Genomic DNA, 15,628 nt, shown 5'->3' with positions numbered 1-15,628 from the left:
AAGATCAATTCAGAATCGAATATTTCTTCATCCGCGCTGCCGCTTTCACTCAGGTGGCAAAATTAGGTTTGGAGAATGCAAAAACCCCGACATTGCTGCCGGGGTGTGCTCATGTATCTAAATTATGGAACTCGTTAGCGGAAAAAACTCTCCGTTATGCGGCCTTGAGCTTGGCGAGGATTGCTTCGCCCATTTCCTGGGTGCCGACAACCTTGCAGCCTTCTTGAGCGATGTCGGCTGAACGCAGGCCTTCAGCGAGTACGGCAGCGATAGCGCCTTCGACCTTGTCCGCCATCTCGATCATGCCGAAGGAGTAGCGCAGCGCCATGGCGTATGACGCAATCATCGCGATCGGGTTGGCGATGCCCTTGCCAGCGATGTCTGGAGCCGAGCCATGGACTGGCTCGTACATCGCCTTACGCTTCCCGGTGGACGCATCTGGAGCGCCAAGTGCTGCCGATGGGAGCATGCCGAGCGAACCGGTGAGCATGGCAGCGACGTCGGAGAGAATATCGCCAAAAAGGTTGTCGGTGACGATAACGTCGAACTGCTTGGGATTGCGGACGAGCTGCATAGCGCAGTTGTCAGCCAGAATATGATTGAACGCTACGTCGCCAAAATCCTTGGCAACGGTGCGAACGACTTCGTCCCACAACACGCCAGACTTCATGACGTTCTTCTTGTCAGCCGAGTGGATCTTGTTGCCGCGGGTGCGGGCAAGATCGAAGGCGACGCGTGCAATGCGATCGATTTCGTAGGTTTCGTAAACCTGAGTATCCACGCCGCGCTTTTGGCCATTGCCCAGATCGATGATTTCCTTCGGCTCGCCGAAGTAAACGCCACCGGTCAGCTCGCGAACGATGAGGATGTCGAGGCCTTCAACCAATTCGCGCTTGAGCGCAGAGGCGTCAGCCAGTGCTGGGTAGCAGATCGCTGGACGCAAGTTGGCAAACAGGCCCAAATCCTTGCGCAGACGCAGGAGAGCAGCTTCTGGGCGCTTGTCGTAAGGGACATTGTCCCACTTCGGACCGCCAACCGCACCAAAGATGACGGCGTCGGCCTTCGATGCCTTTTCCATGTCTTCTTCGGAGATCGCTTCGCCATGCGCGTCATAAGCGCAACCGCCAGCCAAACCGCGTTCAATCGCGAAGTCCGTCAGACCCGCTTCGTTGGACCAAGCGATGATCTTTTCGACCTCAGCCATGATCTCTGTGCCGATGCCGTCACCAGGCAGAAGGAAAAGGGAATGGGCAGCCATATTGGGATAAACTCCTCAACCGTACTCACGGGTACACCTTAGCTTGCACATAGCGCTTTTTTCGACGCTAGCGCAAGCGGCTGCCGCGTTTGCATCCAAAATTCCAGTTTCGCCCGCAGAGTAAATTAACAACACGCTAAGACCTACCCACGGATAAATACGGAGATTTTAGGAGGTATCAGTGTTTAAGAAATTTTTAGGGCTGTCAGCGCTCGCGCTGATGGCGGCCATAATTCCTGCCTATGCTCAACCCAACGGCGAGACACCTCGGTGGATGCGCTATGCCAGTATATCGCCAGACGGGGAAACCATCAGTTTCACCTATCGTGGGCAGATTTTTGTCGTACCTGCTGATGGCGGGCTCGCCGTTCCGCTCACCACCGCCGGCAATTTTAGCTATGGAGCGATCTGGGCGCCGGACTCAGAAAGACTTGCCTTTGCCACCGACATCAATGGCAATACCGAGATTTATCTCACCGATTTCAGCGGCACGCTCGAACGACGCACTTGGTCCTCATTTGGCGAGCAACCATCGAGCTTCTCGCCCGACGGAGAACAGATTCTTTATAGTAGAATAGCTCTCGGAGACGCTGAACGCAGCGTACAGACGGCACTTTCTAGCAAGCCACAGCTGTTTGCTCAAAGTGTCGAAACCGGCCGCGAAACCCTCGTTCTGCCTAACTACGCCAGCGACGCGCGCTGGAATACAGCGATGGACAAACTCGCGTATAGTTTCGACCCAGCAGGGGATCGTGCCGAGCGCCAACATCGCGTCACAGCCAATGCGCGACAAATCTATATGTACTCCCCTGCCACCGGGAACCACGAGCGGCTTTTCAATGTTGATGGCGTCGATCGCTACAACCCGGTTTGGAGCCCCGACAACAGCGCGATCTATTACCTCGCGGAAGGGACCGGCACGCTCAATGTCTGGCGCTATTCATTTGCCGATAAGACCGAAGAGCAGGTCACGCAGTTTCACGGCACACAGGTAATCGACCTGTCGATCGCCGATAACGGCATGCTGGCTTTTATCCACGACGGACGCATCTATACGATTAGCGCGGGAGAGACCGAGCCCCAACCACTTGAGGTGCTGACGCTTGAGCAGCTCGCCAGCTTGGATGTGAATGTGCCGCTCCTCGGGAGCGACGAATTTGTCTCATCTCCGGACGGCAATCATTTCGCCATCGCCCGCTATGGCAATATATTTTTGGTCGATACGACAGGTAAGGTACAGCAACTAACCGAAACCCCTGAGGAAGAGCGCAACGTAAGCTTTTCACCTGACGGTCAGGCGCTCACTTATGCCAGCGAGCGCGATCATCAGTGGGGCCTGTATCGCATTGCATTAACCTCCGCTGGTGCAGGCGAAGGTGAGAGCTTTGTTGAAGAAAAGCTCTATGTCCCCGAGGAAGGGAACGCATTCCAACCGCTCTACTCCCCAGACGGCTCAGAGATCGCCTTTATCGCGGATCGACGAGAAGTGCAGGTTCTCAATCTAGCAACTAAGGCTGTGACAAAGCTCTTCGCGCCCAGTGACTATAACTCGTCCTATCGAGAGGATGACATCTGGTTCTCTTGGGCTCCTACATCAGACCAAATCCTAACGCGTTGGCGCACTATTGGATCTGGTGGCGACAATTCTAAGGCCGCGGTTGTCCCCGCTGATGGTAGCGCACCGCCACAGCACGTAACACAAGCCCTCAACGTGAGCTTCAATGGGCAGTGGAGCACCGATGGCAGCCAGATTTTTGTTCAATCGGCAGTTGATACTGCGTGGTCCGCGCAGCTTCACATTGAAACGCTCGACCTGTATCGCATTTTCGTTTCGGCGCAGGCGCGCGCAGACTTTATCGACCTCGCCGATGGCACGGTCGATTTTGCTGAGCGCGGCCCGAAACGCTACGTACCAGAAGCGGAGCGCGCTTCCCGCCTCGAAACACACATCGGAGGCCACCTCGACTACTATTATCTGGAAGCCAATGGTACCGGCTTGATCGGGGTCGATCGCATCGACGACACGCACTTTTTGATTCAACGCATAGATTTGGCCGACGGTAGCGCCGAGACGATTCAAATCGTTGAGGCCCCCGGCACCGTTGGCTTTTCTCACGTGGCAGCAACAGATGTGATCGACTTCAAAGCTGACGATGAGATTGTACGGGTGTCAGTCTACAGCCCCAACGGCACTGAACACATCGCGATCAATCACGTCGCCAGCTTCAATCTCGACGCTCATAGAAGGGCCGCCTTTGAGCAGGCATGGTCGCACCTGAAGTATAATTTTTACTCAGCAGACCTAGAAGGCCGCGATTGGGATGCCATTGGCGCGAAGTATCGCTCGTATTTGGGCTCCATCAATTCGACGCGTGAACTTTCGGATCTCGTGCGCGCAATGTATGGCGAGTTGTCTGCATCACACCTCTTTTCCAACTCCGTGATATTCGAAGGCAATGTAGCGGGGATTGGGAGTCAGAGCGACGTCCTTGGCGTCTATTTTGACTATGGTTTTGAAGGCCCCGGTCTACGCGTGGCTGCGCTGCTCCCCGGTGGTCCACTCGACCGCGCCAGCCTGGGCGTAAACGCGGGCGACGTAATCACGAGCATTAATGGCAAGCAAATTCCAGACTTGGGCGGAACCGGTCGTCTTCTTGATCGCAACTCAGGCAGAGAGGTGTCGCTCGGTATCGCGAAAGCCAATGGTGAAGACCAACGCACTGTGAGCGTCCACCCGATCAGCGCCTTCGATGAGTACGAACTCGCCCGCGAACGATGGCGCGATAGCCGCCGTGAGATGGTGAGCCGACTCTCCAACAGCTGTGTGGTTTATCAGTACGTTCCAGATATGGACGAACCCTCTTACCGCCGCCTCGTTGGCCGTTTGACTGGGATGCGCGATGTCGCCAAGGCAGCGCTTATCGACGTGCGTTCGAACGGCGGGGGCAACCTCACCCGCGAATTGATGACACTGCTCAGCGGCGAAGCGTATAGCGTGACTGGTCGCGATGATGGCCCGAAGGTACAGGATCCCAACAATCGCTGGATTGGCCCGAGCGCAATTCTGGTGGATAGCTACGGCTATTCGGATGGCACTATGTTCCCTCAGGCCTATCACGACACCAAATTGGGGCTCATCGTCGGCGATGCGGTGTTGAACACCGGCACCTATGTCTCGTCCTATAAAAGCAAGATCGTCAGGGGCTTTGAATATGCGATGCCAACTTTGCCTATCCGCAATCTCGACGGGCATTTGTATGAAAACAGCATCATTCAGCCAGACATTCACGTGCCGTTTGACCCCAACTCTGTTGGCTTCAATACCGACCCGCAGCTCGAGGCCGCCGTGGCCGCTCTGATGGAGCAGATCGGCGCTGACAGCGACTGCCGTCTGCCGTAAGCAACGATTCCAAAAAGTAAAAAAGGCGCCTCTTGGGGCGCCTTTTCATTTTCCGCACTGAGATGCGATCAGCTGTGGCTGGTCGCCGCGCCGATGCGGGCCGTTACTTCGATCTCGATCTTCATGCCCTCTTCGATCATCTGCACAATCAGCATGGAAGCGGCCGGACGGATATTCTTGAACACCGGACCCACCGCTGCGACGACTTCATCAACCAACGATCGGTCAGCGACGTAATAGACAACGCGGACCGTATCCTCGATCGAGGAGCCCACTTCTTTGAGCGCTTTGTCGACGGTGGCCAGGGCGTTCTTGGCCTGCTCGCCAGCGCTCTCCGGCATGGTCATGGTGGCGTAGTCATAGCCCGTCGTACCGGACACATAGACTGTGTCTTCGTGGCGCACGGCGCGCGAATAGCCAAAGGTGGCTTCAAAGGGCGAGCCAGTGGAGACGCGCTGCACCATGGGTTAGTCCAATCTCTTGTGAAGGAAGTAACGAGTGTGACCGGGCGGATAGTCTTCTAGGCGGCCGTATTCAGTGTAGCCAAGCTTTGCGTAAAACCCAGGAGCTTGAAAACTCATCGTGTCTAACCGAATGCCGACACAGAGTCTTTCGCGCGCCAAGACCTCTGCCCTATTCATCAAGGCTTCGCCAACACCCTGCCCGCGCAAAGTCGCTGGCAGGTGCAATAGTTCAATCATCATCCAGCCGTAGCTGATGCGGCCAGTCAGGCCGCCAACAGTGTCGCCGCCGTCGTCTTTTACCGCCAGCACAAATGAAAAAAACGGAGGAGCAAACCGCCCCTCCGTTTTGGAGTCATTGTACTGGATAAGACCGCTCAAAATGGTCTGATGAGATGCCCCACTCTGACCTTCTTCTAGAACGATCTGGACCATTTTAGAGCCAGGGACGTTGTGCAGCCATTTTTCCCTCAAAGGAGGTTATGGATGCATCGGACTTCAAGGTGCCGGCAATGTCATCGAGACCTTCAAGCAGGATCTGCTTGCGCGATGGGTCGATGTCGAAGTGGAGTGTGCCACCATCTGGACCCTGAATGGTCTGCGCTTCGAGGTCGATGGTCAGAGTAGCGTTTGAGCCGCGCTCGGCATCGTCGAGCAGCAGTTTGAGCTGTTCTGGCGAAACGACGAGTGGCAGAATGCCGTTCTTGAAGCAGTTATTGTAGAAAATGTCCGCAAAGCTGGTGGAAATCACGCAGCGAACGCCGAAGTCAAGCAGTGCCCAAGGCGCGTGCTCACGCGAGGAACCACAACCAAAATTGTCGCCCGCGATGATGATCTGCGCTTTGCGATAAGCAGGCTGATTGAGGACGAACTCAGCATTTTCCGAGCCATCTTCATTGTACCGCATTTCGGAGAACAGCGCAGTGCCGAGACCGGTGCGCTTGATCGTCTTGAGGTACTGCTTTGGGATGATCATATCGGTGTCGATATTGATAATCGGCAATGGAGCCGCGACACCGGTCAGAGTGATGAACTTATCCATGGGGATTGGGACCTCGCTGTTACTAGCGTCATCGCGCAATCCGGGGGTATCGGTCAAGGCCTAACCGTACCAAAGCGTACGGCTGGAGTTTTCACCCCATCCGTACGTTTAAAAATGCTTAGAGGCTGGTCTTTGGATCGACGCCCAACATGATGTTGAGGTTCTGAACTGCAGCGCCAGAAGCGCCCTTGCCCAGATTGTCGTAAACCGCAGCAATGACAGCCTGATTGAGCTCATCATTGGCAAACACATAGAGCGAGAGCTTATTGGTGCCGTTATTGGCCTGAGGATCAAGCGAAGCGAGTTTGCCGGCGCTTGGATCATAAGGCATGGCTTCAACGAAGCTGTTCGGGATCGCTGCGTAATGTGCCGAAAGGCAATCATGCAGATCCTTGCCCGTTGGCATATCCGCAACCATGTCGAGGTGCAGCGGCATCGTCGTCAGCATGCCCTGAGCAAAATTGCCAACGGTGGGCTCAAACAATGGCGCACGGTTCAGATGTGCATATTCCGCCATTTCTGGCAGATGCTTGTGCTTAAAGGTCAGCCCATAAGGCATGAACTGGCTCGGCTTTGCGCCTTCTGCCTCATACTCTTCGATCATCTGGCGACCACCGCCCGAATAGCCGGAAATGCCATGGTAGCTCAGCGGATAGTCGCCGGGCAGAAGACGCGCTTCCACCAGCGGACGAGCGGCCGCGATTAGCCCCTGTGGCCAGCACCCTGGATTGGCAACGAAACGGGCCTTAGCAATGGCTTCGGTCTGACCGATGTCCATTTCAGCAAAGCCATAGGTCCAGCCTTCAGCGATACGGAATGCGGTCGAGGCATCAATGACACGAGTGGTGTCATTGTCGATGAGACGTACGCTTTCTTTGGCGGCTTCGTCGGGCAGGCAGAGGATCGCCACATCAGCTGCATTGAGCAGGCGCTTACGCTCATCCTGATCCTTGCGCTTTTCCGGCGCGATTGAGAGAACTTCAAGATCCTGTCGGCCAGCCAGACGATCACGGATCTGCAGACCAGTGGTACCAGCTTCGCCATCAATAAAGATCTTCGCGGCCATGAATGGGCTCCTCAATAAGACTTGGCTTAGATGGCGTTCTCTCGCGCCAACGTCAAGCGTTCTGCGGTTGTAATGCATGCCCAGCTTTGGCAATCCTAAGCATCTACAAAACGAGGGACGACTATGAGCACTCCACACAATCACGCCAAGCCCGGTGACTATGCAGAAGCGGTGCTGCTGCCGGGCGACCCTTTGCGCGCAAAATGGATCGCTGAGACGTTCTTCGAGAACCCCAAACTCGTCAATTCTGTCCGTAATTGCCTCGGCTATACCGGCACCTGGAAAGGCAAGCCTATTTCAGTGCAGGCCAGTGGCATGGGCCAACCGTCCCTCGCTATCTATGTGCATGAGTTGATCAACGTCTTTGGCGTCAAAAAAATCATCCGCGTGGGCACATGCGGCGGGCTTAGCGCTGATGTGAAGGTACGGGACATTATACTGGCGCAGGGTGCGTCCACCGATTCAGGCATTGTGAAGGGCCGGTTCGGTGCCTTCAACTTCGCCCCCATCGCTGACTTCGGCCTTCTGCGCACAGCCGCCAATCTCGCTGAAGAGCGCGGTTTGGCCTATCACGCAGGCAATATGCTGTCTTCAGATGTCTTCTACCACGCTGATGGCTTCGCAGGGTATGACAAGTTGCCGGAGCATGGCGTGATCGGCGTGGAGATGGAAGCGGCTGTGCTTTATACGCTCGCAGCGCGTTTCAAGGTGAAGGCCCTCGCCATTTGCACCATGACTGATAGCCTGATTACGCACGAGGAAATGAGCGCCGACGAGCGCCAAAGCTCGCTCAAAGAGATGGTTGAGCTTTCCCTCGATACCGCCGTCGCTTAAACCCGTAAAAAGGCTGAGAGTTAGAGGCCGAATGCAGCAGCAGGGCTGGACTCATTGACGTTTATCGCCTATGAGCCGCCCATTCGTGTGTTTGCCTCTCGGAGTAGACGCACGGGAATAACAAGAAGACTGCCCTCCGTTACAAACCAAGACCGGGCAACAAGGGTTTTCGGACCCCCAAATTGCTCCAGCGAAAAGATCAGAACGGATCGATTATGACCAATATCATCCAGCAGCTTGAACAAGAACAAGTTACTAAGCTCGCCGCTCAGCGCGAACTTCCAGACTTCACCCACGGCGATACCGTCAAGGTGTGGGTAAAGATCCGCGAAGGCGACAAGGAACGTCTCCAAGCCTATGAAGGCGTCGTGATTGCACGCTCGGGTGGCGGCATCATGGAATCCTTCACCGTCCGTAAGATTTCTTACGGTGAAGGCGTGGAACGCGTGTTCCCAATCTATTCCCCAAACATTGCTTCGGTTGAAGTGATCAAGCGCGGTAAGGTTCGTCGCGCCAAGCTGTACTACCTGCGCGATCGTCGCGGTAAGTCTGCTCGTATTTTCGAATCGACCAACGCTCGTACCCGCAAGATCGAAGCTGGCGAACGCGAAGCAGCACTGGCTGCTAAGGAAGCTCGTGAAGCTGAACGCGTAGCAGCAGCTCAGGCCCTCGCAGCTGAAGTCGCTGCAAAGGAAGCTGAAGCAGCAGCGGCAGCAGCAGCAGCCGAAGAAGCAAAGAGCGAATAAGACGCTCGAAGCTGATCGAATTGAGAGGCCCGGTGGCAACACCGGGCCTTTCCTTTTGCCACAACGATTCACGTGAAACGCTTAGCTCAATCGGCTAGGGCTGATAGAAGAGCACAAACAAGCGTCACCCGATTCCCGGAGTCTTTAATGACCACTTCCATTGTGACCTGGAACATCAATTCGGTTCGTCTTCGGATCGAGATGGTCCTTAATTTCTTGCGCGAGTATCAGCCGGACGTACTGATGCTGCAGGAAATTAAGTGCACGAATGACCAGTTTCCGCGCAATGCTTTCATCGAAGCTGGCTACCCGCACATGGCCGTGCATGGCCAGAAGGGTTACCACGGGGTAGCAACTGTCTCGAAGTTTCCGCTAACGGACATTTCAAGCCGCTCATTCTGCGAAATCCCCGATTCGCGTCACATCGCAGCGCTGATGGACTTTGGCTATGGCCCAACCACACTGCACAATTTCTATATTCCTGCGGGCGGCGATGAGCCGGACGTAACCATCAATCCCAAGTTCAAGCACAAGCTCGATTTCCTGGATGAGCTGAAGACGTGGTTCGCCGAGCCTGCCTTCCAGCATCGTCAGCTGATCGCCGGTGACTTCAACATCGCGCCACACGAGAACGACGTGTGGAACCATAAGCAACTGCTTAAAATCATCAGCCACACGCCGATGGAAACCGAGCGCCTCGATGCCCTGCTCAAGGGAGGATTTGGCTGGGTCGACCTAGTGCGCAAGCACGTGCCCTACGATCAGAAGATCTATTCGTGGTGGAGCTATCGCGGCAAGGATTGGAATGCGTCCGACCGCGGCCGTCGCCTTGACCACATTTGGTCAACTTCGGACATCGCCCAGAATTGTTCTGGGATAGAGATCGTTCGCGCGGCCCGAGGCTGGACAGCGCAACCTTCGGACCACGTGCCCGTCATCGCCCGTTTCGGCTAATCCGCGGAGCGAACCATCTTCTTTCGCAGTGGTTCGAGCGCGTGCATATATTGCCCCAGATCTCGTTGGATGCGCTCTGCGGCGCGTTGAGCGAGGCTGGGGCTTTGTTTTGCGAGCTTTAGAAAAGCAGACCGCGGGACAAAGATCAGCTCGCATTCCGTCTCAGCCGTAAAGGTCACGGGTCGCGGTTTAGCGATGATCAGCGAGGTTGGAGATATGACACTGCCAGGCTCGGTGAGACGATAGGCTTTGCTCGCCTCTGCGCCTTGATGTTCAACGAGCACAGTACCGCGCACCAAAACGGAAGCACCTTGCGGCTCCGTACCGCCGCGATAGATGACGTCACCGGCCGAGAAATGTTGGCGATCACCAGCAAATCCCAACATGGTGAGCTCTTGTTCATCGCAAATGTCGAAGAAATCGGCCTGGCTCAAGAGCTCGGCCGCGTCGTCCACTATCATCAGCCCAGACCCGCTATGCCTTTGGCCGCTTCATCGAAGCGGCCTTTGGCAAGCTATAATCGAGTTCTGGGGGAGAATGAACTCTTTTGTCTTTTAGGGAACGAGACGATACCCACCATCTTCCGTGACGAGAAGACGTGCATTGGATGGATCGCGCTCAATCTTTTGGCGGAGCCGATAGATATGGGTCTCTAACGTATGGGTGGTCACCCGATTATTATAACCCCAAACCTCCTTTAGGAGGATGTCACGCGTGATGGTTTTCGGACCCTGACGATAGAGAAACTTGAGTATCGATGTTTCTTTGTCGGTCAAGCGGACCTTGGTGCCGTCCGCCATTTCCATTGTCTTACCAGCAGGATGGAAATTGTAGGGGCCGATCGTGAAAACGGCGTCTTCACTGCTATCATGCTGGCGTAAAGCCGCCTGAATACGGGCCAAAAGGACTGGGTAGCGGAACGGCTTGGTCACATAGTCATTCGCGCCCGATTCAAGTCCCTGAATTTCGTCAGCGTCACTGTCGTGGCCGGTCAGGAGCAAAACGGGGCTCGAATAGCCTTCCTGACGCAGGGTGCGCACAGCATCGCGGCCGTCCATATCAGGCAAACCGACGTCCATGATGGTGAGATCAACATTGTTCCCACGCACCGCGACGAAAGCATCACTCGCTGTGCCTGCTTCAACGATCTCGAAATCGGGCTCCGCCGCGAGCTGTTCGACGAGCGTCTGCCGTAGATCGGTATCGTCATCCACAACCAAGATGCGCCGCTTATTCATATTTTACTCCGCGCGTTTCCACTCTGGTCGAGCGAGATCACAAAGACGCGACCTAAAAAGGGCACGCCTCATCACATCGCCGTTATTGAGAAGGCAACGTGGAAACATACGGAAAAGTTGCAGGTTTAGGCCGAGATTGTCGCCGGCCGCTTACCGAACAGGGCCGAACCCACGCGCACATGGGTTGCACCCATAGCAATCGCGGTTTCAAAATCGCCGCTCATCCCCATCGAGAGATGTGAGACACCGGCCTCCTGGCCAAGTTGGCTGAGATGCGCAAAATAGCTTCCTGCGGGCTGGCCGTCTGGGGGAATGCACATCAGGCCAATGATGTTGAGCCCGTGGACCTCGCGACAGCGTTTTACGAAAGCTACCGTGTCAGCAATCGCGATCCCGGCCTTTTGCTCTTCGCCACCAATGTTGACCTGCACAAAGCACGGTATGGATTTATCCGCACGCTTCATCTCCTCGGCCAGCACTGCGGCCACCTTCTCCCGGTCAACGCTTTCGATGACATCAAACAGTGCCACGGCCTCACGCGCTTTGTTGGTCTGGAGTGGGCCAATCAAGTGCAATTGCACGTTAGCAAACTTCTCGCGCAATGACGGCCACTTATCTTTGGCCTCCTGAACACGGTTTTCACCGAAAACGCGCTGGCCTGCCTGCAGAAATGGAAGGACCTCATCGGCTGAAAAAGTCTTGGAAACTGCAACCAAGTCAACGGTTTCGGGCAGCGCGCCGAAGCGAATCCGTGCCGTCTCTATCCGAGCATTAATGTCGTTGAGCGCAGTTTGGGCGCTGCTGATGCTGCCTGTCATTGCAGACCCCGTAGCTGTTGACCTGACAAGGGATTTCTGGTGATGGTCCGGGTAGCTAAAAACCCCTGAAAACGCAAGCGGCGCAACCCTCCTGCGACATGCTGTGTTAGATTTGTAAGGACGATCCGAGTTGAGCGGCGAACGCTACAATCCGCGCGAAAGCGAACCGAAATGGCAAAAGATCTGGGACGAGCGCCAGAGCTTTGTGACTTCCAACGATGATCCGCGCGACCCTTACTACGTCCTAGAGATGTTCCCCTACCCCTCGGGTCGCATTCATATGGGCCACGTGCGCAACTACGCCATGGGCGACGTCGTGGCGCGCTATCACCGTGCGAAGGGCAAAAATGTGCTCCATCCAATGGGTTGGGACGCTTTTGGTCTGCCAGCAGAAAATGCTGCGATCGAGCGCAAGACCCATCCGGGGACTTGGACCTATGCCAATATTGAGGCGATGAAGAAGCAGCTGAAATCGATGGGCCTCTCCATTGATTGGACGCGCGAAATCGCCACCTGCTCGCCGGACTATTACCAGCACCAACAGGCTATGTTCATCGATATGCTTGAAGCCGGTCTCGTGACCCGCAAGAGCTCAAAGGTGAATTGGGATCCGGTCGACATGACCGTTCTCGCCAATGAGCAGGTTATTGATGGCAAGGGCTGGCGCTCGGGCGCTGCAGTTGAGCAGCGCGAGCTGACGCAGTGGTTCTTCAAGATCTCTGATTTTGCTGAAGACCTGCTCGAAGCCATCGACACGCTGACCGAATGGCCAGAAAAAGTGCGCACCATGCAGCGCAACTGGATCGGCAAATCGGAAGGCATGCGCCTCCTGTTCGAACTGGTCGGCTCCGACAAGACCGCCGCAACGTCGGTCGAGGTGTTTACCACCCGTCCGGACACTATTTTCGGCGCTTCCTTCCTTGCCCTATCTCCAGACCACCCGCTGACCGCTGAACTGGCCAAATCGAGCCCAGAGCTCACTGAATTTGTTGCTGAATTCCGTCGTCAGGGCACAGCCACTGAAACGCTTGAAAAGGCGGAAAAGAAGGGCGTGTTCACTGGTCTTCACGTGAAACACCCGGTGGTTGAAGGCGCGACCCTGCCCGTCTATGTCGCCAACTTCGTCCTCATGGACTATGGCACTGGCGCAATCTTTGGTTGCCCAGCACATGACCAGCGCGACCTAGATTTCGCTCGTAAATACGACCTGCCCGTTAAGGCCGTCGTTCTACCAGCAGACACCGACCCGGCCACATTTGCTGTTGCCGACGAAGCCTATGTCGACGGTGGCACCATCTTTAACTCTGAGTTCCTCAACGGCCTCACCATCGATGCTGCCAAAGCAAAGATGGCGGAAGTCTTTGGTGCACGCACAGTTGATGGCCAGCGGCAGGGCGCAGTTGAAGTCAACTATCGCCTGCGCGACTGGGGGATTTCCCGTCAGCGCTATTGGGGTTGCCCGATCCCGGTCATCCACTGCGAAGTGTGTGGAACGCTGCCTGTGCCAAAGAAGGACCTGCCGGTCATTCTGCCAGAAGACGTTTCCTTCGATAAGCCGGGCAATGCGCTCGACCATCACCCGACCTGGAAGCACACCAACTGCCCACAGTGTGGTGTTGCCGCGCGGCGTGAAACCGACACCATGGACACCTTTGTCGACTCGTCCTGGTATTTTACCCGCTTCACTGCCCCACATGCGGATACCCCCACGGTACCAGCTGTCGCCAATCGCTGGCTTCCGGTGGACCAGTACATCGGTGGCGTGGAACACGCGATCCTCCACCTGCTCTACAGCCGCTTCTTCACCCGCGCGATGAAGGCCACTGGCCATGTGGGCGTAGATGAACCGTTCAAGGGCTTGTTCACTCAGGGCATGGTCACCCACGAGACTTACAAGTCCACGGATGGCGCTTGGGTCAATCCAACCGATATCGCCATCGAAACCAATGGTGACGTCCGTTCTGCGCGCCTGCTGTCCAACAACGAACCAGTGTCTATTGGTTCTGTTGAAAAGATGAGCAAGTCCAAGAAGAACGTGGTCGATCCAGACGAAATCGTTTCGTCCTACGGTGCCGATACCGCGCGTTGGTTCATGCTCTCGGATTCCCCGCCTGAACGCGACGTTCAGTGGACCGAAGCCGGTGTTGAAGGCGCAAGCCGCTTCCAGCAGCGCGTCTGGCGTTTGGTCAATGATCTCGTGGATGCAGCTCCGGCGACCGCAAGTGATGCCGTTGACGAAACCGCAGCCCTTGGTCTGCGCAAGATCGTGCACCGTTCCGTCCACGGCGTGGCTCAGGACATCGAAGGCCTGCGTTTCAACCGTGCCGTAGCTCAGATTTACGAACTCACCAACGCATTGGTGAAAGCTGTAAACGGCAAGCCTGGCGCCGCAACGCAAACAGCGCTCAAGGAAGGCACACGCTCGTTGATCCAACTGATCAGCCCGATGATGCCGCACTTGGCCGAAACATGCTGGGACGTTCTCGGCGCAGAAGGCCTCGTTGCCGACGCTCTCTGGCCACAGGTTGACGCTAAGCTTCTCGTCGATGATGAAGTAACCATGCCCATCCAGATCAACGGCAAGCGCCGTGGCGAACTGGTTGTTGCCAAGGGTACTGCAGCGGCAGAGGTGGAAGCTCAGGCACTTGCACTTGAAGCCGTCACCAAGGCGCTCGAAGGCAAGACCCCGAAGAAGATCGTGGTCGTTCCCGATCGCATCATCAACATTGTTGTATGACCTCGCTGAAAGCACATGAGGTGGCGCGCTATCTAGCGCGCCCCGACCTCAGCGAGGGCATATTCCTCGCTTACGGCCCAGACGGCGGTCTTGTTCGTGAGACCGCCCAGCGGCTAATCCGCTATCTGTCTGGTGACGATCCTGGCTCAGCCAATGTCACCATTTTTGATGGTCCGGAACTTAACGCAGATCCTTCACTTCTCGTGCTAGAAGCCCGGTCAGTCTCACTGTTTGGCGGCAAACGCATCATTCGCGTGAGAAATGCCAGTAAGACACTAGCTGCGCCACTCAAAGAACTCGTAGATGATCCCGGTGGCACTGCCATCGTGCTCGAGGCCGATAATCTCACGCCCAAGGACGCTCTGCGTGCACTTGTCGAAGCCGCTAAATTGGGGCGCGCTTTGCCGTGCTACCCGGATAGCGACGAAACCCTTATTGCGCTCATGCGTGAAACGTTTAACCAGAACGGCATTCGGCACGACAACGACGTTATCCCAAGCCTACGAGAAATCCTTGGCAACGACCGCGAGATCACGCGTCGCGAATTGGAAAAGCTGACGCTTTACTCAGCCAAAACCAAACACCTTACCCGCGAGGACGTTCTGTTGCTTTGTGCCGACAACGGCGCCTTAGCCATAGACGCAATTTTGGATTCGACAGGCGGCGGGCACGCCGAAAAGCTAGAGTTGGCACTCAACCGTGCAGTTTCCGCAAATGTGAACCCCCAGCAACTACTGGCTATGCTGACCAATCATTTTGCCAGTCTACGCCGTTGGCGGACCGAAGTGGACAAAGGCAAGCCAGCTCGCGCTGTGTTGGAGGGTGTAAAGCCCAAACCCCACTTTTCACGGATGGGAACCCTTGAGCAGCAGTTGCGCCTCTGGTCGGACCGCTCCCTAGCGATCGCCGCGGACCGCCTTCTGCAAGCGACTTCGGACAGTCGCCGCCGTCCCGCTTTGGCGGAGGCAGTATTGAGAAGAACGACCCTGGCACTGTGCATGATGGCTGCCACACAATAAAAAACGCGCCCCTAAAAGGGCGCGTTTCACGTGGAACATCTATTAAAACAAATAC

The 15,628-nt window shown here is 55.8% G+C and carries 14 protein-coding genes; 6 read left to right on the top strand and 8 right to left on the bottom strand.

Translation table 11 applies throughout. The features are described from left to right. Positions 1–154 precede the first annotated feature (154 nt). Positions 155–1,258: a 3-isopropylmalate dehydrogenase gene (gene leuB / locus HKD40_RS04245; RefSeq protein ID WP_169194477.1), complete on the bottom strand. Its 1,104-nt coding sequence runs from the start codon at positions 1,256–1,258 to the stop codon at positions 155–157. Between the two features lie 181 nt (positions 1,259–1,439). On the opposite strand from leuB, the gene HKD40_RS04240 reads away from it, so the two are divergent. Continuing rightward, on the top strand, positions 1,440–4,658 hold the full coding sequence (locus HKD40_RS04240) for a S41 family peptidase (protein WP_169194476.1): 3,219 nt from the start codon (positions 1,440–1,442) through the stop codon (positions 4,656–4,658). A 68-nt stretch (positions 4,659–4,726) separates the two neighbouring features. On the opposite strand, the gene HKD40_RS04235 is transcribed toward HKD40_RS04240, so the two are convergent. The 4 genes from HKD40_RS04235 to argC all read right to left on the bottom strand — a co-directional run bounded on the left by HKD40_RS04235 (position 4,727) and on the right by argC (position 7,227). Beyond that, entirely contained in the window at positions 4,727–5,122 is a 396-nt protein-coding gene (locus HKD40_RS04235; RefSeq protein ID WP_169194475.1) for a RidA family protein, read from the bottom strand. Positions 5,123–5,125: 3 nt separating this feature from the next. Then, positions 5,126–5,554: a GNAT family N-acetyltransferase gene (locus tag HKD40_RS04230; protein ID WP_169194474.1), complete on the bottom strand. Its 429-nt coding sequence runs from the start codon at positions 5,552–5,554 to the stop codon at positions 5,126–5,128. Between the two features lies 1 nt (position 5,555). After that, on the bottom strand, positions 5,556–6,161 hold the full coding sequence (gene leuD, locus HKD40_RS04225) for a 3-isopropylmalate dehydratase small subunit (protein WP_169194473.1): 606 nt from the start codon (positions 6,159–6,161) through the stop codon (positions 5,556–5,558). 118 nt (positions 6,162–6,279) lie between these two features. Next, positions 6,280–7,227 (bottom strand): N-acetyl-gamma-glutamyl-phosphate reductase, encoded by a 948-nt coding sequence (argC, locus tag HKD40_RS04220; RefSeq protein ID WP_169194472.1) that lies wholly within the window; start codon positions 7,225–7,227, stop codon positions 6,280–6,282. A 123-nt stretch (positions 7,228–7,350) separates the two neighbouring features. On the opposite strand from argC, the gene deoD reads away from it, so the two are divergent. The 3 genes from deoD to HKD40_RS04205 all read left to right on the top strand — a co-directional run bounded on the left by deoD (position 7,351) and on the right by HKD40_RS04205 (position 9,761). Next, positions 7,351–8,061, top strand: coding sequence for a purine-nucleoside phosphorylase (deoD, locus tag HKD40_RS04215; RefSeq protein WP_169194471.1), 711 nt, complete (start codon positions 7,351–7,353; stop codon positions 8,059–8,061). Between the two features lie 215 nt (positions 8,062–8,276). Beyond that, the gene (gene rplS / locus HKD40_RS04210; protein WP_169194470.1) at positions 8,277–8,807 is read left to right on the top strand and encodes a 50S ribosomal protein L19; all 531 of its coding nucleotides are present in this window, start codon (positions 8,277–8,279) and stop codon (positions 8,805–8,807) included. 147 nt (positions 8,808–8,954) lie between these two features. Continuing rightward, positions 8,955–9,761, top strand: coding sequence for an exodeoxyribonuclease III (locus HKD40_RS04205; protein ID WP_169194469.1), 807 nt, complete (start codon positions 8,955–8,957; stop codon positions 9,759–9,761). Here the strand turns inward: HKD40_RS04205 and HKD40_RS04200 are convergent. The 3 genes from HKD40_RS04200 to HKD40_RS04190 all read right to left on the bottom strand — a co-directional run bounded on the left by HKD40_RS04200 (position 9,758) and on the right by HKD40_RS04190 (position 11,817). Next, the gene (locus HKD40_RS04200) at positions 9,758–10,222 is read right to left on the bottom strand and encodes a cyclic nucleotide-binding domain-containing protein (protein ID WP_169194468.1); all 465 of its coding nucleotides are present in this window, start codon (positions 10,220–10,222) and stop codon (positions 9,758–9,760) included. The two genes, HKD40_RS04205 and HKD40_RS04200, sit on opposite strands and share 4 nt — an antisense overlap. A 93-nt stretch (positions 10,223–10,315) precedes the next feature. Next, a complete protein-coding gene (locus HKD40_RS04195) occupies positions 10,316–10,999 on the bottom strand; it encodes a response regulator transcription factor (RefSeq protein ID WP_169194467.1) in 684 nt (227 codons plus the stop codon). A gap of 125 nt (positions 11,000–11,124) precedes the next feature. After that, positions 11,125–11,817: a YggS family pyridoxal phosphate-dependent enzyme gene (locus tag HKD40_RS04190; RefSeq protein WP_169194466.1), complete on the bottom strand. Its 693-nt coding sequence runs from the start codon at positions 11,815–11,817 to the stop codon at positions 11,125–11,127. Positions 11,818–11,947: 130 nt separating this feature from the next. Here HKD40_RS04190 and leuS point away from each other — a divergent pair, with 130 nt between their 5' ends. Both leuS and holA read left to right on the top strand, forming a co-directional pair. Then, the gene (leuS, locus tag HKD40_RS04185) at positions 11,948–14,554 is read left to right on the top strand and encodes a leucine--tRNA ligase (RefSeq protein ID WP_169194465.1); all 2,607 of its coding nucleotides are present in this window, start codon (positions 11,948–11,950) and stop codon (positions 14,552–14,554) included. Continuing rightward, positions 14,551–15,573, top strand: a complete 1,023-nt coding sequence (gene holA, locus HKD40_RS04180) for a DNA polymerase III subunit delta (protein ID WP_169194464.1) — start codon at positions 14,551–14,553, stop codon at positions 15,571–15,573. Before leuS ends, holA begins: the two co-directional genes overlap by 4 nt. Positions 15,574–15,628: the final 55 nt, after the last annotated feature.

The sequence above is a fragment of the Devosia sp. MC1541 genome, assembly GCF_012847305.1.
GTDB lineage: Bacteria > Pseudomonadota > Alphaproteobacteria > Rhizobiales > Devosiaceae > Devosia.
The sequence above is the reverse complement of the archived record's forward strand: the minus strand, read 5'-3'. Positions and strand labels throughout refer to the sequence as shown.